The sequence below is a fragment of the Polyangiaceae bacterium genome, from assembly GCA_015075635.1.
Classification (GTDB): Bacteria; Myxococcota_A; Polyangia; order Polyangiales; family Polyangiaceae; genus JADJKB01.
In genome coordinates, this window is the sequence record JABTUA010000002.1 from 2,869,867 (window position 1) to 2,887,410 (window position 17,544).

13 protein-coding genes are annotated in these 17,544 nt (G+C 69.8%); 6 read left to right on the top strand and 7 right to left on the bottom strand.

What is annotated here, in order from left to right; all coding sequences use genetic code 11:
• Positions 1-15 precede the first annotated feature (15 nt).
• Positions 16-1,791 (bottom strand): acetate/propionate family kinase, encoded by a 1,776-nt coding sequence (locus HS104_28970; GenBank protein MBE7483986.1) that lies wholly within the window; start codon positions 1,789-1,791, stop codon positions 16-18.
• Positions 1,792-1,804: 13 nt separating this feature from the next.
• Complete coding sequence (locus tag HS104_28975) at positions 1,805-2,884, bottom strand: PAS domain-containing protein (GenBank protein MBE7483987.1); 1,080 nt, start codon at positions 2,882-2,884, stop codon at positions 1,805-1,807.
• 43 nt (positions 2,885-2,927) lie between these two features.
• Here HS104_28975 and HS104_28980 point away from each other — a divergent pair, with 43 nt between their 5' ends.
• Positions 2,928-6,341, top strand: coding sequence for a hypothetical protein (locus HS104_28980; protein MBE7483988.1), 3,414 nt, complete (start codon positions 2,928-2,930; stop codon positions 6,339-6,341).
• Positions 6,342-6,366: 25 nt separating this feature from the next.
• Here the strand turns inward: HS104_28980 and HS104_28985 are convergent, their stop codons facing one another.
• Positions 6,367-6,840, bottom strand: a complete 474-nt coding sequence (locus HS104_28985; protein MBE7483989.1) for a peptidyl-prolyl cis-trans isomerase — start codon at positions 6,838-6,840, stop codon at positions 6,367-6,369.
• A 44-nt stretch (positions 6,841-6,884) separates the two neighbouring features.
• On the opposite strand from HS104_28985, the gene HS104_28990 reads away from it, so the two are divergent.
• Entirely contained in the window at positions 6,885-8,114 is a 1,230-nt protein-coding gene (locus tag HS104_28990; protein MBE7483990.1) for an aminotransferase class I/II-fold pyridoxal phosphate-dependent enzyme, read from the top strand.
• On the opposite strand, the gene HS104_28995 is transcribed toward HS104_28990, so the two are convergent.
• Complete coding sequence (locus HS104_28995) at positions 8,115-8,453, bottom strand: hypothetical protein (protein MBE7483991.1); 339 nt, start codon at positions 8,451-8,453, stop codon at positions 8,115-8,117.
• 76 nt (positions 8,454-8,529) lie between these two features.
• On the opposite strand from HS104_28995, the gene HS104_29000 reads away from it, so the two are divergent.
• On the top strand, positions 8,530-9,381 hold the full coding sequence (locus HS104_29000; GenBank protein ID MBE7483992.1) for an NAD(P)-dependent oxidoreductase: 852 nt from the start codon (positions 8,530-8,532) through the stop codon (positions 9,379-9,381).
• Here the strand turns inward: HS104_29000 and HS104_29005 are convergent, their stop codons facing one another.
• Both HS104_29005 and glgX read right to left on the bottom strand, forming a co-directional pair.
• Positions 9,382-11,274 carry a hypothetical protein gene (locus HS104_29005; protein MBE7483993.1) on the bottom strand — a complete coding sequence of 631 codons (1,893 nt, stop codon included), beginning with the start codon at positions 11,272-11,274 and terminating at the stop codon, positions 9,382-9,384.
• Between the two features lie 93 nt (positions 11,275-11,367).
• Complete coding sequence (gene glgX, locus HS104_29010; GenBank protein ID MBE7483994.1) at positions 11,368-13,515, bottom strand: glycogen debranching protein GlgX; 2,148 nt, start codon at positions 13,513-13,515, stop codon at positions 11,368-11,370.
• A 120-nt stretch (positions 13,516-13,635) separates the two neighbouring features.
• On the opposite strand from glgX, the gene HS104_29015 reads away from it, so the two are divergent.
• From HS104_29015 to HS104_29025, 3 genes are read left to right on the top strand one after another with little or no spacing between them, the layout of a single operon-like run.
• Positions 13,636-14,331 (top strand): hypothetical protein, encoded by a 696-nt coding sequence (locus tag HS104_29015; protein MBE7483995.1) that lies wholly within the window; start codon positions 13,636-13,638, stop codon positions 14,329-14,331.
• Positions 14,332-14,354: 23 nt separating this feature from the next.
• Positions 14,355-15,800 (top strand): cardiolipin synthase, encoded by a 1,446-nt coding sequence (gene cls, locus HS104_29020; GenBank protein ID MBE7483996.1) that lies wholly within the window; start codon positions 14,355-14,357, stop codon positions 15,798-15,800.
• Between the two features lie 19 nt (positions 15,801-15,819).
• Complete coding sequence (locus tag HS104_29025) at positions 15,820-16,929, top strand: S-(hydroxymethyl)glutathione dehydrogenase/class III alcohol dehydrogenase (GenBank protein MBE7483997.1); 1,110 nt, start codon at positions 15,820-15,822, stop codon at positions 16,927-16,929.
• Between the two features lie 216 nt (positions 16,930-17,145).
• Here the strand turns inward: HS104_29025 and HS104_29030 are convergent, their stop codons facing one another.
• Positions 17,146-17,541 carry a hypothetical protein gene (locus HS104_29030; protein MBE7483998.1) on the bottom strand — a complete coding sequence of 132 codons (396 nt, stop codon included), beginning with the start codon at positions 17,539-17,541 and terminating at the stop codon, positions 17,146-17,148.
• Between the last annotated feature and the right edge of the window lie 3 nt (positions 17,542-17,544).

A 17,544-nucleotide genomic window follows, 5' to 3' on the forward strand; every position in this document is an offset into this window, starting at 1 on the left:
TTTCCCCGCCGGGACTCAGCCCGGCCGGCGCACGCGCTTGGGATTCAAGACCGCTTGGGCGCCGAGCACGTCGGTGTAGGTGAGCTCACCGGCGGCGTCCGGGTCGAGCTCGGCCGCGTTGGCCTCGTCCGTGTCGATGTGCATCTCCAACTTGAACTTCGGGCTCACCCGCACGAGCACGTCGCCGAACACCAGATCCCGGGGCCCACCGGTGATGGCGACCTCCACCTCGTCACCGTCGATCACGTCGAAGCGCTCGGCGTCGGCCGGTGCCATGTGGATGTGGCGCTTGGCGCAGATCAACCCTTCGCTCAACGACACGCTCCCCTTGGGTCCTTCGAGCACGATCGGCGCCGAACCCTCGGTGTTGCCCGAGTCGCGGATCGGCGCGTCCACGCCCAGCTTGAACTCGTCGGTGCGCGAGACTTCGACCTGGTTCTTGGGCCGCAGCGGACCGAGCAGTCGCACGCCGTCGATGCGCCCGCGGGGGCCTACCAGGTTCACTTGCTCCTTGCAGGCGTACTGCCCGGGTTGGGAGATGTCCTTGTGGTGGGTAGGCGTCGCGTCCGGACCGAACAGCGCGGCGAAGGTCTCGCTGGTCAGGTGCAGGTGGCGCGCGCTGATCGCGATGGGGATCGGGCTCGGCGGCACGACGCGCTCGCGCTCGCGCTCGCGCAACACGGCGGCCGTCTGCCTGGCGATCGAGAGCTCCTCGTTGGTCTTGACCACCAGGCCCGCGACCCCGGAGTGCTCCGCGGTCACGAACGCGACCGGCGACTCGTTCGACACCCGGGCGTCCGCGTTCTTGTCCTCGTCGAGCTCGATGCCGATGAAGTCGAAGCGCTGCAAGATGCGCCGGCGCATCGACGCGCTGTTTTCGCCGATGCCTGCGGTGAACACCACGGCGTCGAGCCCGCCCATCGCCGCGGCGTAGGCCCCGATGTACTTGCGCACGCGGTGGGAGAACACCGTGATGGCGAGCCGGCAGCGATCGTCGCCCCCCTCCGCGCGGGCCTCGATGTCGCGGAGGTCGTTGCCGACGCCGGACATCCCGGAGAGCCCGCTCTTGTGGTTCAAGAGCTCGTCCAGAGCCGCGGCGTCGTACCCGGCGCGAGCGAGCATGAGCACCGCGCCGGGATCGAGGTCTCCGGAGCGCGTGCCCATGACCAGCCCTTCGAGCGGCGTCATGCCCATGCTCGTCTCGGTCGAGTGCCCGTGCTCGACGGCACAGGCGCTGGCTCCGTTGCCCAGGTGCAGGGTGACCAGGCGCAGATCGGACAGCGGGCGCCGGAGCGCACGCGCTGCGAGCTCCGCGACGTAGGCGTGGGAGGTGCCGTGAAATCCGTAGCGGCGCAGGCCGTGCTTCAGCGCGACGTCCTGGTCGATGGCGTAGGTGGAAGCGCGGCGCGGTAGACGCGCGTGGAAGGCGGTGTCGAATACCGCCACGTGCGGCACGCCCGGCAGCACCTTGCGAGCGCCGCGGATCCCGGCCAGGTTCGCCGGGTTGTGCAGCGGTGCGAGCGGGATGCAGCGCTCGATGGCGGCTTCGACCACGTCGTCGATGGCCACCGCGCTGGTGAAGTCCGCGCCGCCGTGGACCACGCGGTGCCCCACCGCGCGGATTGACCGGTCCTTGACTTGCTCGAGCACCTCCGCGACGGCGCGCTCGTGGGTCCGCCCCGCCTCGCCGATGCGCTCCACCAGCATCTTCTGCAAGAGCTCGCCCGACTCCGGCTCGAGCAGCTGGGCCTTGAGGGTCGAGGAGCCGGCGTTCAGGACCAGGACGGGCATGTTCCGGCGAATATCACGATTGTTCCGGCGCGGCGTCGGCCGGAAACCTGAGCGTGACGGTGGTGCCGGCAGCCGGGGCCGTGCGGAGCTGGACCTCGCCCCGGTTCCGGGCGGCCACCGCGTAGACGATGGCCAGGCCCAAGCCCCCGCCCGCCTCGCCCTTCGTCGAGAAGAACGGCTCGAATGCCCGCGCCTCGACCTCCGGCGGCATGCCCGGGCCGTCGTCCTCGACGGCGAGCCACGCAAAGCGCTCCTCTCGCCCCGTGCGCACGGTCACCCGGCCCCCGTGCTGCATGGCCTCGATGGCGTTGACCAGAAGGTTCACCACGGCCGAGAGCACCTCGGCTCCCGCCACGCGCACGCTGATCGCGTCGGTCAGGTCGTCCTGCACGAGGACCCCCTGGGCCCGAGGCCGGCACAGCGCGATGCCCTCGCGGGCGATGCTGGACAGGTCCACGTCGTGCGCCGGTGCCTCGCTGCTCTGCCGCCCGAAGTCCCTGAGCAGGTCGATGGTCTCGGTGCCACGCCGGAGCACGGAGGCCATCTGCTCGAGCACCTCGAGCGCCGCCGGATCCGAGCGTAGCTTGCGCTTCAGGACCTCCACCTGGAGCCCGAGCGGGTTCAGGATGTTCTTGAGGTCGTGGGCCACACCCGACGCCATCTGCCCCAGGGCACGCAGCTTGTGGGCTTCGAGGAGCGCGCGCTCCATGCGCTTGCGCTCGGTGATCTCCACGGACAGGACGATGAGTCCCTCGCGGCAGGGCTCGATCCGAAGCTCGAACCAACCCCGCGTGCCGCCTTCGAACTCGAACTCGGTCTCGAGCTCGGCGCGCTCGCGCTGGCGCATGCAGCGCTCGAGCACCGAGAACAGCTCGGTAGCCTCGATGCCCGGGTAACAGTCCATCATGCGGCGCCCGACCAGCTCCGCGCGGGCCTTGCGGCCCTGGCGAGCGGTGGCGTCGTTGACGTAGATGTAGCGCCACTCCGGCGAGATGACCTGAAGCCCTTCGCGCAGCGAGTCGAGGCTGGCGAGGAGCGCGTTGGGCTCGTGCGTCCGATGGGGCGCCATGCAGGTGCGGCCAGTTTTTGCCATCTTCGGGCGGATGTCACGGACAACAGGCTGGTATACTCGCCCGATGCGCAGGGTACGCGTCGGGCTCGGGGTGCTGGGGTTCTGCGCGACGCTCGCGGCCGCACCCGACGCGGAGGCGTTCACGACGCGCTTTCACATCAAGCTCGCGAACGACGTCCGGAAGGCGCTGATCCAGAACGGCGGAACCGCCATCCCCTTGCGTTTCGGCAGCTACGCCGTGACCCTGAAGGCCGAGGACGCCGACGCGATCACGAACTACCCGCTGGAGTTCCGGGCCGGCGCGGTGGGCCCGGACAACATGGCGTTCCCGGGCATGACCGATCCGTCGCACGCCGTCGGTCAGCGTCCCTACGAGCAGTGCGAGCTGCTCTACGCCGAGGCGCTCCTGCCGGCGGAGAGGGCCTACGCCCTGGGCTGCTTCCTGCACGGCTCTACCGACGCCATCGCGCACCACTACGTCAACTACATGACGGGTGAGACCTTCACCCTGGCGCCCGTCAGCAACAATCGCCAGCAATCCTGGAGCAACGTCGTCCGCCACATCATCGCCGAGAACATGGTGCAGTCTGCGGCGTTCGAGCTCTCCCCGGAGTCGTTCTCGAGCGCGGAGCTCGGGCACACCATCCCGAAGAGCTTCGTCGAGCGCGCCTACTTCGACGAGCAGAGCCCGCTCTGGAAGGTGATGGGCGCGACGGCGCTTGCGAAATTCGAGTCCGCCAAGAGCGCGAACCCTGGCTCCTTGCTCACCATCCTGATCCCGAAGGCGAAGCTCGCGACGGCGGAGTCGCTGGTGCTGGCGCCACGTTACCTGCGCTTCTTGGACGACGAGCGCAAGGGCGTACGCACGCTGATCGAAAAGTCCATCGCCGACCTTCAGAACAAGAGCACCGCCGACGGCGCGACGCTGGGCGTGGGCCCTGGTTCGGATGGCAAGCTCGGCACCAGCGACGACACCACGGCCTGCTCCAGCAGCTGCGCCAGCTTGTACGGCAAGTACAAGGTGTACGTGGCGCTCCTGGCGCCCCGCTACGACGCCGCGAACAACCCGCTGCCCCCCGCCTTCGACAAGATCAGCGACAAGCTCCACGACGACCTGTTCGAGTTCATGCCGGCGTACCTCGCCGTGGTCGAGAACCTGTCGAACAAGCTGAACACCCCGCTGACGGCCGGCAGCGACGGCATGACCATCGACAAAGCCGAGGTCGCGACGCTGTTCCAGCCGCTGAACCAGTGGGCGGACGACCTGACCACCATCGACTACCAGACGCTGACCGCGGCGGTGATCCCGCAGTGGCTCCAGGATCTCCAGAACGCCCTGCAAGTCGTGGGCGTGAACATCTCGATCCCCAACCTGATCGCCGCGCTGCTCGATCCGGTCGTGACCCCGATCAAGGACGCCATCAAGCAATACGTCATCGACGAGGCCACCGTGTACGTCGAGGATCTGGTCGGCGAGTACAAGGCGCAGTTCGCCACCGTGAAGTCGGAGTATCAGCAGCGCCTGGCACAAGCCGCTCCGGCCGGTCAGAGCGGGACCTTCCTCGACCAGCTGTTCGACAGCGGCCTCTACGGGCACTCGTTCAACATCGCGGCGACCGCCATCGCCGATCACCGTGTGGTGCTGCCGGCCACGCCGGATCCGCTGCTCGGGCCGGCCAGCTTCGACGCCTCCCACACACCGAGCTGGATGCAGGCCGGAGTGTGCGAGTACCTGCGCCAGGCGATCTTCCCGCTGGGCCTCGAGGTGTCGGGGCTGATGAGCCTGTGGAAGTCCGGGGCCATCATCCCCGCGGTGGTGAACGAGGACAGCCCGCTCGAGTGCCACGACGGCTCGCTCGCCGCCTTCACGCCGAACCCGAGCGCCGGCGTGTGCAAGCTCACGGATCTGGAGTCGTTGATCCAAGACGCGGCGCACCGCGGCACGGTGTCGCGGGCGCACCCACCGCTGCCGGGCACGCCGGAGGTCGCGTGCATCGGCCTGCAGATCCAGGGCCTGCCGGATCCTCCGCCGGGCATCGGCGGCGCCGGCGGCAGCACGGGCAGCGGCGGCAGCGGCGGCTCGGCGGCGGGCAGCGGCGTGCCTTCGACGGGGCCGAGCGGAAGCGGCGACGCCGGCGGCTGCGGCTGCCGCGCGCCAGGCCCCGCGCGGGATCTGCACCCAGAGCTCGCGCTCCTGGCCTTGGCGGCAGCGCTCGGCGCGCGGCGACGCCGCCTGCGCAGAGCGGCCCCACTCACCGCGTTGCTCTTGCTCACCGGCTGCGGCGCCGACGGCGGCGTCGGCGGCGAAGGTGGCAGCGGTGCGGGCGGCGCGGGCGGTGCGGGCGGCTCCTTCGGCGGCAGCGGGGGCACCCCCGGCGGCGCGGGCGGCGCCCTTGGTGGCAGCGCGGGTGTCGGCTCCGGCGGAATTGCGGGCACCGGAGGCGCGGGCGCCACCGGAGGAGGAGGCGGCAGCGGCGGTAGCGCGGGCAACCCGGCGGCTGAGCTGCTCGCGGCGCTCGGCCAGAGCGTGTGGCACGGCAAGCAGACGCGTGCTGGGAAGGAGCGCGCGTACGAGGTCGAGTTCGACGCGCTGAACCTGTTCTGGGCCGAGACGCGCAACCCCTACGGTCCGGCACGGCAGCGCAAGCTGCGCATCATGCAGGTGCAGAGCGACGGCAAGACGGTGAACACCACCATCACCGTCCCCGCCGGCTGGCCGTCGGACACCGACAACGGCAAGAAAGAGAACTTCGGCGTCGAGCTGCTCCCCGGACCGCCCAAGCAGCTGCGCATCACGCAGGGCAGCAGCATCGAGGTCTTCGACGAAGGACCCTGGCCACCGCCGACCACCGGCCTCACCGCCATCGTCCGGGCCTTCTCGTCCACCGGGCCGATGGCCAACGCCTACTGCGAGTCGAGCAGCCTGACCGCGCCGAACCGCGCGGTGATCTGGGAGTTCGCCCGCGGCAAATCCAGCGAAGCGACCCTGGGCGAGGACATCGTGGCGGGAGCGCCGCTCACGAAGTGGACCGATCCGACGGGTCTGAATCAGTTCGCCATCACCAACGTGCCTGGCTTCGACACGCTGGGAGGGACGCTGCTCTCGGACCAGTTCAACTTCATCGTGCTCTACCTCGGCACCGTGAACCACCCGGCCGGTTCGATCGCGCTGCGCGAGAAGGACGACGCCGTGGGCGACGGCCTGTGGGCCTGGCTCGGGCCGAAGGTCGGCAGCGCCAACTCGAACGACGTGTTCCTGGAGGTGCACGGCCACGCCACCCCGGATCTGACCGCCGACGCTCCGAGCGCGATCTTCCCCGCCCAAGATCTGCCCATCGAGGCGATGATCCTGCGCTGCAACGACGCGCTGGTCGATCGCGACCTGGAGGTGTCCCAAGGCGGCGCGGGGTTCCAGGCCATGGGCGCCTCGCTGACCAAGCCGAAGATCGACGCCACGCTGTTCCCGCCGGCGCTGTGACGCGACTCTCGCTGTCTTCGAGCCCCTACTGGCTGCGCGCGATCACGTGAAAGCCGCGCGGCGTCTCCACCACGTGGCTCAGCTCACCGGCGTCCAGCGCAAAGGCGGCGTTCGCGAAGGTCTCGTCGAGCTCGCTCTTCGAGACGCTGCCCAGCTTGCCGCCCGTGGCGTCACCGGCGTCGCTGTACTCCTTCGCGACGGCGTCCCACTCCGCGCCGGCCAGCAGCTTCTCGCGCGCCTCCCGCGCGCGCAGGCATGCTTCGCCGCGGCTGCGCGTGGCGCCTTCGGAGCGCTTGAGATCCTTGTGCCGCACGAGAATGTGCGAGAGCGTGAGCATGTCCGGGGCGCCCGCCTTCGGCGTGCGCGGCGCCGAGGCCTCGGCCAGGCACTCGTCAGCGGGCGTGCTCGGGGCGGCCGGGGCGCTGGGATTGGACGGTGTCGGGGCGGGCGCGCCGCCGCAAGCACAGAGCAGCAACGCGAGGGCGAATCGGTGGGCCATTTGGCGCCCAGCATAGCTCGAATCGATGCTCTATCCTCCTGCCCATGACCCTGTCCCAGCGCGGCCGACGGCTGGTGGAGAGCCCGCCCGCCGCCGAGTACCTGCAGGCGCACTTCGCGCGCTCGGCCGCGCCCTTCGACCCGGAGCTCCGCCCGGACGGCTACGTTCCGCTCTGCGTCGCCGAGAACAAGCTCGTGACCGACCTGCTCGCGCCGAAGCTCGGCGCCGCCCGGGACGTCCCGGCGCGCGTGCTCGGCTACGACGCCATGATCGGCTCGCTCGACTTCCGCGAACGCCTCGCGGCGTTCATGGGCCAGCGCTTCCTCGGGCGAAGCGTCCGCGCCGAGCAGCTCGCCGTGCTCTCGGGAGCCGGCAGCGTGCTCGAGCTGTTGTTTCACGTCATCGCCGATCCGGGCGACGGCGTACTGGTCCCGACCCCGAGCTACGCCGGCTTCTGGCCGGATCTCGAGACCCGCGACGAGCTCCGCGTCGTGCCGGTGCACACGCAGAGCAGCGAGGGATTTCGCCTGACCCCGGAGCGGCTCGACGCCGCCTGCGCCGCGGCGGGGCGACCCGTGCGTGCGCTGCTCTTCACCTCGCCCGACAACCCCATGGGTCGGGTCTACGACGCCTCGGAGCTCGAGGCCGTGCTCGTCTGGGCGGAGCGGGCCGGCGTGCATCTGGTAGTGGACGAGATCTACGCGCTGTCCGTGTTCGGCGCGCGTCCGTTCGTGAGCGCGGCGAGCCTCCGCCCGGCCTTGGGCCAGCGCCTGCACATCGTCTGGGCGTTCTCCAAGGACTTCGCGGCGAGCGGCCTGCGCACCGGCGTGATGGTGAGCGAGAACGCGGAGGTCCTGCGGGCCGTGGACGGGCTCGCCTACTGGGCGTGCTCTTCCGGTCTCACCCAGCTCGCGCTCGGCGAGCTGATCTCCGATCGCGCGTGGCTCGAGACCTACTTGACCACGATGCGCGCGCGCCTGGGCGAGGCCTACCGGCGCGTCGCCGGCGCGCTGGACGAGCAGGGCATCGAGCACCTGCCCTCCGGCGCGGGCTTCTTCCTGCTGGTCGACCTGCGGCGCTTCCTCGCGGCGCCGACCTGGGACGCCGAGGCGGCGCTTTGGCGACGGCTGCTCGACACCGCCAACGTGAACCTGACCCCAGGCGCGGCGTGCCGCGTGGGCGAGCCGGGCTTCATGCGCCTGTGCTTCGCCGGCGTCCCGACCGACGCCGCGGTCCACGCGGTCCAGCGGATCGGGCAGGTCCTCCGGGCTTGATCAGAGTCCGGGCGGGCAAGGGCCGGTGAGCGGCTGCGTCCCGCCGGGCACCATGATCGAGCAAGTACCGTCCGCGTTCTTGGTGACGCCGGGGATCGCCGTCGGAGCTCCGGCCGAGCCCGTCGCGGCCGGGGTGGGCGCAGGCGCGGGCGCGGGCGCGGGCTGCGGCTGTGCCTCCGGGTACGGCTGCTGCTGCGGGTACGGCTGCTGCTGCGGGTACGGCTGCGGTTGCTGCTGGTAATACGGCTGCGGCTGCTCCGGCGGCGGATCGGACTTCTTACTGCACGCCGCCGCGGCGGCACCGAGAGCCATCACCAAGATCAAAAAGTCGCGCTTCATGGGGCGCATTCCAGCACGTCGTGGCGCGGGCTGCCAGCGCTTGCAGCGCGATCGGCGCCACACCAGGTTTACCGCCATGATCGCCTTCTACGGGATGGGACTCCTCGGCTCGAACTTCGTGCGCGCGCTCAGGAAGCGCGGCGAAGAGGTGAACGTCTGGAACCGCACGGCAGCGCGCGCGCGCGCGCTGGAGGAGGTCGGCGCGAAGGCCTTCGACGACCCCGCCGACGCGGTGCGCGGCGCGACGCGCCTGCACCTGACGCTCTCCGACGACGCGGCGGTGGACGACGTGCTCGAGCGCGCCCGCCCCGGCTTCGGCCCCGGGCTCGTCGTGGTCGATCACACCACCACGACCGCCAGCGGTACGGCGGAGCGCGCCCGGCGCTGGGCCGAGCGCGGAGTCGCCTTCCAGCACGCGCCGGTGTTCATGGGTCCGGTCAACGCCCTGGAGAGCACCGGGTTGATGCTGGCCTCCGGAGAGCGCGCGCGCTTCGATGCGCTCGAGCCGGAGCTCGCCAAGATGACCGGCAAGCTGGTCTACCTCGGGCCAGCGCCCGAGCGCGCCGCCGGCATGAAGTTGCTCGGCAACCTGTTCCTGATCGCGATGACTGCGGGCCTGGCCGACGTGTTCGCGCTGGCCAAGGCCTTGGGGATCCCGGCCGCCGAGGCGGGGGCCCTGTTCGACCTGTTCAACCCGGGCAAGCTCCTGCCGGTGCGGGTCGAGCGTTTGCTGGCCGGGGAGTTCTCGAATCCATCCTGGGAGCTCGCCATGGCGCGCAAGGACGCCCGCCTGATGCAGGAAGAAGCCAGCCGCGGCAACGTGCCGCTCGCGGTCATCCCCGCGATCGCCGCCGAGATGGACCGCTGGCTCGCCCGCGGCCACGCCAAGGACGACTGGACGGTGATCGCGAAGGACGCCCTGAGCTGATCAGCAGCCGAAGGCCTTGAACTCGTAGACGATGGGGTTCGTGGCGTAGCCGCAAGAAGCCGCGTACAGGCCCGTGATGCGCACCGCGGTCGTCGAGACCGGCGACGGGAACGTGAACGTCCAGTCGTCGGTCTTCGCAGACACCGTTCCCACGGTGACCCAGCTCGCGCCGCTCAGATACTGGATGGTGCCGCCCGCCACGGTACGCCCCGCGAGCACGCCGCAGCCCGCCACGGCACAGGCCGCCGTGTCGATGGTGATGCGGCCCACGGTCTTCGCCGTCGTCCAGGTGAGCTGCGCGTAGGCGCTGCCCGAGCTGGAAGTGGCGGAGATCCAGTGCCAGCCCTGGGCGCTGCAGTCTGCCTCCCCGTAGCCGTCGTTCATGTTGTCGGGGCCGAGGCTGCCGGAGCCGCCGCCGTTGCTCGTGGCCGTGGCCGTCGTCGCCAGGTTCAGGGTCGGATCGCAGTTGTTCACGCAGACGCTGTTGGTGCAGGTCTGAGCCGTGGTGCACTTGTTGCCGCACGCGCCGCAGTGGTTCTGGTTGGTCTTGGTGTTCACGCACTGGTTCGAGCAGTTGGTGAGGCCGGTCCCGCAGACCAGGGTGCACGCGCCGTTCTGACAGCTCTGCCCGGTCGGGCACACCGTCGTGCAGGTCCCGCAGTGCTGCGGGTCGGTGTTCAGGTTCACGCACTGGTTGCCACAGGCGGTCTGACCCGTCGAGCAGACCAGCTTGCAGGCGCCGTTCACGCAGCTCTGACCCGTGGCGCACTTGTTCGCACAGGCCCCGCAGTTGTTCACGTCGGTCATGAAGTTGACGCACTGATTGGAGCAATTCGTGGTCCCGCCCGAGCAGACCAGCTTGCAGGTCCCGCTGGTGCAGGTGTAGCCGGAGGCGCAGGGCTTGCTGCACCCGCCGCAGTGCGCGAGGCTGGTCGAGGTGTCCACGCACTGGCTGCCGCACTTCGTCAGCCCGCCGGAGCACACGAGCGTGCAGGCGCCGTTCTGGCAGCTCTGCCCGGTCGCACAGACCTTGCCACAGGAGCCGCAGTTGTTCGGGTCCACCGCGGTATCCACGCACTTGCCCGCGCAGGCCGTCGTCCCGCCTCCGCAGGAGAGCGCACACTTGCCCGCCGTGCATACCTCGCCCGCGCCGCAGACCGTGCCGCAGCTCCCGCAGTTCTTCGGGTCCACCCCCGTGTCCACGCACACGCTGTTGCAGTTGGTCGAGCCGCCCAGGCAGGCGATGTCGCACTTCCCGACGGAGCAGACCTCGCCGATGCTGGTCGAGCAGACGGTGCCGCAGCTCCCGCAGTTCTTCGGGTCCACGCTGGTGTCCACGCACTTGCCGCTGCACTCGGTGAGCGCACCGCCGCAGCTCGGACTGCACTTGCCGTCCGAGCAGACCTCGCCGGCGAAGCAGATGTTGCCGCACTGCCCGCAGTGGGCCGGGTCTTGCGTCGTGTCCACGCAGCTGCCGCTGCACTGGGTCGTGCCCGCGGCACACTCCGCAGCGCACTTCGCCTGCACGCAGAGCTGACCGCTCGGGCAAGCGGCGCCGCAGCCTCCGCAGTTCAGCGGATCGTTGTCCGTATCCGTACACTTGCCATCACACGAGAGCTGGTTGCCCCAGCAGCTGCCGCTACAGCTCCCCGCCGCGCAGGACTCGCCGTTCGGGCAGGCCTTGCCGCAAGCCCCGCAGTTCGCCGGATCGACGTCCACGTTGGTGCAGACGCCGCCGCACGCGACGGTGCCCACGCCGCAGGCGGGACCGCCCCCGCCTCCTCCCGCGCCACCCCCGCCGGGAGGATCGCCATCGCCCGACGACGTGGCGCAACCCAGGAGCGCCGCTCCGACCGAGAGGGCGCTCACGCACAGCCACCGCACGACCCGCATCCGATCATTTTCGCACGAGCTGGGCATGGAAGGCACGCGAGTCGGATGTGGGGCGAAGGCACACATGTGGAGTTGGGCGAAGGTCGAGCCAGATCACCGACCCGGCGCACGCCCGAGCAACACGACCGTGCTGCGCGGGGACACCAGGTACTCTTCTTGGGGCACGAGCAACACCTCGTGGCCGTCGTCCACGAAGTCGGAGCCCTCGGGCAGGCTGGTGTCCACCACGCGGTGCCAGGCGTAGCCCTCGACCTTGGGCAGCTTCACGCCGCGCATCTGGTGGTCCGCGTTCAGGATCACGAACAGGAAGTAGTTGCCCGCGCCGAGCTCGGCCTCCGTGCCGTCGAGCTGGTAGGCCACGGTCCGCGCCTCCGGATCGGACCACGCCGGCTCGTCCAGGTTCTGTCCGTACCAGCGGATGTCCGGCTCCTGGTTCATGTTCTGGTCGCGACCCGAGAAGTGGCTGCGCCGCGCGAGCACCGGGTACTTGCGCATGAAGTGGATGGCCCTCTGCACGAAGCGGAAGAAGCCGGCGTTCTCGTCGCGCAGCGACCAGTCGTACCAGGACAGCTCGTTGTCCTGGCAGTAGGCGTTGTTGTTGCCGCGCTGCGTGCGCAGAAACTCGTCCCCGCCGAGCAACATCGGCGTCCCGGCCGAGAACAGCAGGTGGCAGACGTGGTTCTTCGCGATCTGGCGGCGCAAGGCGTTCACGGCCGGGTCGTCGGTCTCGCCCTCGACACCCGAGTTCCAGGAGTGGTTGTCGTTCGAGCCGTCGCGGTTGTCCTCGCCGTTCGCCTCGTTGTGCTTGTGGTCGTACGAGACCAGATCCCAGAGCGTGAAGCCGTCGTGGCAAGTGATGAAGTTGACGCTGTTGTAGGGCGTGCGCCCGTCCTCGCCGTACAGATCCTGCGAGCCGGTCAGGCGGGCGCCGACCTCCTGGAGCTGCCCCGAGTCCCCCTTCGCGAAGCGGCGCAGCGTGTCGCGGAAGCGCCCGTTCCACTCCGACCAGTCAACCGGGAAGTTCCCGACCTGGTAGGTCCCGAGATCCCAGGGCTCGGCGATCAGCTTCACGCGGGAGAGCACCGGATCTTGCGAGATGGCGTCGAAGAACGAGGCGGCGGCGCGGAAGGTGCCCTCTTCACGTCCGAGCACCGACGCCAGGTCGAAGCGGAAGCCGTCCACGTGCATCACCTCCACCCAGTAGCGGAGCGAGTCCATCACCAGGCGGATCACGGCAGGGTCCGCCAGGTTCATGCTGTTGCCGCAGCCGCTCAGGTTCACGTAGTGGCGGCCGGGCGCCGTGGCGTCGCCGGTGAGCAGGTAATACGTGCGGTTGTCGATGCCGCGGAACGAGAGCGTGGGGCCGAGCTCGTTGCCCTCCGCGGAGTGGTTGTAGACCACGTCCAGGATCACCTCGATGCCCGCGCGGTGCAGCTCGCGCACCAGCGTCTTCATCTCGTACACCGCCGCGCCGGGCTGTTTACCCCAAGCGTACGAGCTCTCCGGGGCGAAGAAACCGAGGGTGTTGTAGCCCCAGTAGTTGGTCAGGCCCAGGCGCACCAGGAAGTCGTCCACGTAGTGCTCGTGGACGGGTAGGAGCTCGACGGCGTTCACCCCGAGCTCGACCAAGTGGGGGATCTTGTCGATGAACCCGAGGTAGGTGCCCGCCTGTCGCGCGCCCGACGAGGGGTGGGCCGTGAAGCCCTTCACGTGGACCTCGTAGATGACGAGCTGTTCGAACGGGATGTCGGGCGGCTCGTCGCCGGCCCAGTCGAAGGTGTCGTCCACCACGACGCACTTCGGCAGGACCGAGCCGGAGTCCCGGGTGTCGAGCGACAGATCGCGCGCAGGCGAGTACGGGTCGTAGGCGAGCAGCAGGTTCTCGACGTTCCGGGCCTTGCCGGTGAACGCCCTGGCATAAGGGTCGAGGAGCAGCTTGTGCTCGTTGAAGCGCAAGCCGTGGGCAGGCTCGAAGGGACCGCACACTCGGTACGCGTACAGCTGCCCGGGCCGGACTCCGTGGACGAAGCCGTGGAAGATGAAGCGCGTGCGCCGTGGCAGGCGGATGACGTCGGTCGGTGGCCCGTCCGGGCCGTCGAAGAGCAGGAGGAAGACCTGGCTGGCCTCGCGGCTGTAGAGCGCGAAGTTGACGCCGTCGGCCCCCGGCGTTGCCCCGAGCGGGTGAAAGTGGCCGGCGCTGACCGTCTTGCCGGTTCGGTGCTCGATCGCGGGCGGCGACATGGGCGGAAACACTAAATCAACGGCTACGCATCTGCGACCGGACTCCGTCGAATGCCCCGATCGGCCGAGAGGTCCGTGACCGAGCTGACCGACGGGAGCTTGGCGCGGTATACTGCGCCCATGCGGCACTGGGTGGCTCTGGGCGTAGGCGCGGGTTTGGTGTTGGCGTCCGCCTGCGGCGGTGACGACGACGCCGGGCTCAAGGGTACGGGTGGCTCCTCCACCGGCGGCTCCTCCACTGGCGGCTCCTCGACGGGAGGTTCCTCCACCGGCGGCTCCTCCACCGGCGGCTCCTCCACCGGCGGGAACGCGGGCACCGCGACCGGTGGCAGTGCCGGCACTAGCACGGGTGGCAGCGCGGGCTCCGACGCCAGCGTCGGGGGAACCGGCGGCAGCAGCACCGGTGGCACCAGCTCCGGCGGAACCAGCGCCGGCGGCACGGGTGGCGCCAACACCGGCGGAGCCAGCTCGGGCGGAACCGGGGGCGGCAACACCGGCGGCACCGGCGGCGGTGGCTCGGCGGGCTGCCCGTCCACCGCTCCCACGCCGAACACGAGCTGTAGCGTTCCGGGCGCGGTCTGCTGCTACGGGAACGACCCCGTGAAGCCAGTGCGCTGCGTGCCCACGTCGGTGGACGGCGGCGGCCCCTACCAGTGGGCCACGCTGCAATCGAAAGTCTGCTGTCCGTCGTCGGCGCCGACCATCGGCAACCAGTGCAGTGCCCCGGGCGATCTGAAGTGCTGCTACGGCAACACGGGGTTCTTCTGCAACAACCAGCCGCAGCCCGACGTCTGGGCGACCGCGACCTGCAACTGACCTGCGAGAGGTCCTTCGCGTAGATGCAGCTCGAGGGGGGCCAGTCCCTGATCACGGCGCTGACGATCGTCGAGGCGATCTACGTGGTGCTCCTGTGCGGCTGGATCCTGCTGGAGAAGCGCAGCCCAGCCGCGACCCTGGCCTGGATCTTCGGCCTCATCGCGCTGCCCATCGCCGGCTTCTTCATCTACTTCTTCCTGGGGCCGCGCCGCATCCGGCGCCGGCGGTTGAAGCGCCTGCGGGCGCGGGACGCCGTGGCACACCCTGAGCTCCAGGCCAGAGCGCTGTCGAGCCACGACCCCGGCACGGCGCTGGACGCCTCGCAGCTCGTGCACCTGGTCGAGGCCGTCAACAAGGCGCCGCTCGGCGTCGCGACCAAGAGCGAGCTCCTGGTGGACGGCGCGGCGACCTACGCCGCGATCCTCGAGGCCATCGCCGGCGCTCGTGAGCACGTGCACGTGCTGTATTACATCCTGGAGCCGGACGAGACCGGGCGGGCGCTGCGCGACGCCTTGCTCGAGCGCGCCCGCGCGGGAGTGAAGGTCAGAGTGCTGGTGGACGCGGTGGGCTCCGCGCGCGCGCGGCGGAAGTCGGGCTTCTTCGCGCCGCTACGGCAAGCCGGCGCCGAGGTCGGAGTGTTCAACCCGGTGGGACCTGCCGCGCTCTGGGGGCGCGTGCTGAACTTCCGCAACCACCGCAAGATCGTGGTCGTGGACGGGCGCGTCGGCTTCACCGGCGGAATCAACATCACGAACGAGGAGAACCCGGCGCACAGCGAGCGAGCCTGGCGCGACACGCACCTCCGGCTCGAGGGCCCGTGCGTGGGCCAGCTCCAGCTCGTGTTCCTGGAAGACTGGTGCTACGCGCTGGGAAGCGCGCCGACCGATCCATCGCTCTTCCCTCCGTTACCGGCCGAGGAAGGCGATCTGGTTCAGATCCTGGACTCGGGGCCGGACAAAGAACACGAGACGATCAAGAGCGCGTTCTTCGCCGCCATCGGCGCGGCTGCGGCCCGAGTTTGGCTCAGCACGCCGTATTTCATCCCCGACGAGGCGATGGCGTTCTCGCTCAAGTCGGCCGCGCTGCGCGGCGTGGACGTGCGGGTGCTCTTGCCCAAGCAGAGCGACTCGCGCTTGGTCACGGCAGCCGGGCGCTCGCACTACGACGACCTCCTGCGCTCGGGCGTGCGCATCTTCGAGTACCAACCTCGGATGCTCCACGCGAAGACCCTGCTGGTGGACGACTGGCTCGCCGCCGTCGGCACCGCCAACTTCGACAACCGCAGCTTCCGCCTGAATTTCGAGGTCACCGCGCTGGTCTACGGGAAGAAGCTCGCCGGCGCGCTGGCCGCAACGTTCGAGGAGGATCTGAAGGTCGCCAAGCACATCAGCACGGCGAGCCGGTTGCGCCTGCCGCTCGCGGACCGCCTCTTCGAGGGGGGCGCCCGGGTCTTTTCACCGTTATTGTGAGACAAGGAGACGAAGAACCATGGACGTTCGCGCTGCCGTGGCCCGAGAGGCGGGCAAACCCCTGAGCATCGAGACCGTGCGGCTCGAAGGACCCAAGGACGGCGAGGTGTTGGTGGAGCTCCGCGCCACCGGCGTGTGCCACACCGACGAGTACACGCTGAGCGGCAAGGACTCGGAGGGCATCTTCCCGAGCATCCTGGGTCACGAAGGCGCGGGCGTCGTGCTCGAGGTCGGTCGCGGCGTGACCAGCGTCGTCCCCGGCGATCACGTCATCCCGCTCTACACGCCGGAGTGCCGCCAGTGCGAGTACTGCCTGAACCCGAAGACCAACCTGTGTCAGGCCATTCGCGCCACGCAAGGCAAGGGCCTGATGCCGGACGGCACCAGCCGCTTCTCGGCGGGTGGCGAGCCGATCTTCCACTACATGGGCACCAGCACCTTCGCCAGCCACACCGTGCTGCCCGAGATCGCCGTGGCGAAGATCCGCAAGGACGCGCCATTCGAGAAGGTCTGCTACATCGGCTGCGGAGTCACCACCGGCGTCGGGGCGGTGATCCACACCGCCAAAGTGGAGCCGGGCTCCAAGGTCGTGGTGTTCGGTCTGGGCGGCATCGGGCTCAACGTGGTGCAAGGCGCTCGCCTGGTCGGCGCGGACATGATCGTGGGCGTCGATGTGAACCCGGCGCGCAAGGCCATCGCCGAGAAGTTCGGCATGACGCACTTCGTGAACCCCAAGGAGGTCGGCGGCGATCTGGTGGCCTACCTGGTGAGCCTCACCGGAGGCGGCGCCGACTACAGCTTCGAGTGCGTGGGCGACGTGACGCTGATGCGACAGGCCCTGGAGTGCTGTCACAAGGGCTGGGGCGAGTCGATCATCATCGGCGTGGCGCCGGCCGGCGCGGAGATCTCCACCCGGCCGTTCCAGCTGGTCACGGGGCGCGTCTGGCGCGGCAGCGCGTTCGGCGGCGCGCGCGGTCGCACCGACGTGCCCAAGATCGTGGACTGGTACATGGACGGCAAGCTGGACATCGACAGCCTGATCACCCACACCCTGCCCCTCGAGCGAATCAACGAGGCCTTCGACCTGATGCACGCCGGAAAGTCCATCCGGACCGTGGTGACCTACTAGAGCTAGTTCGCGCTCCGCTGGCGGCAGCAAACGCCACGCGACACTTCCGTTCGGTCGAAACAGCCGGCGCCGGTCTCGGCCGGTTTTCGCACTCTCGCCTCAGTGGCGGATCGAGATCTGATCATGACCAGACCGTTCAGGTGGTTCCAGGGCTCGGCTGACCGCCGAGCGGCGCGTATCGAGCCACTCGGTCGCACACCGAACTAGGGACGCGCTCTAGAGCCCGCCGCTCGACGGCTTGAGGCAAGGCTGCGGCCGCACCGGAGAGAGGCACACCTTGGGTGGCGGCGGCGGCGGCCTGGGCGGCTTGGTCGCTGCATCGCGGCCGGCGTCCGGCGGCGGCTGCGCCACGCTCAGGCACGGCTGCATCGGCGCCGCGTCTGCGTCCGCGCCCGCGTCCGTGACGATCGACACGGACGCGTCGTGCATGTTGGGCGGCACCGACAGGCACGCTACGGGCTCGGCGTCGGCGCGCAGCGCCGGCTCGAGGCACGGGCGGAACGGCGAGTCGCACCTGGTCTGAGTGACGGCGATGCTAGCCATCGCCGAAGCCACGAACAGGCGGCGGCGCGCCAGGATGGCATCGCGATCCGACTTGTCGTTCGGGCTCATGGT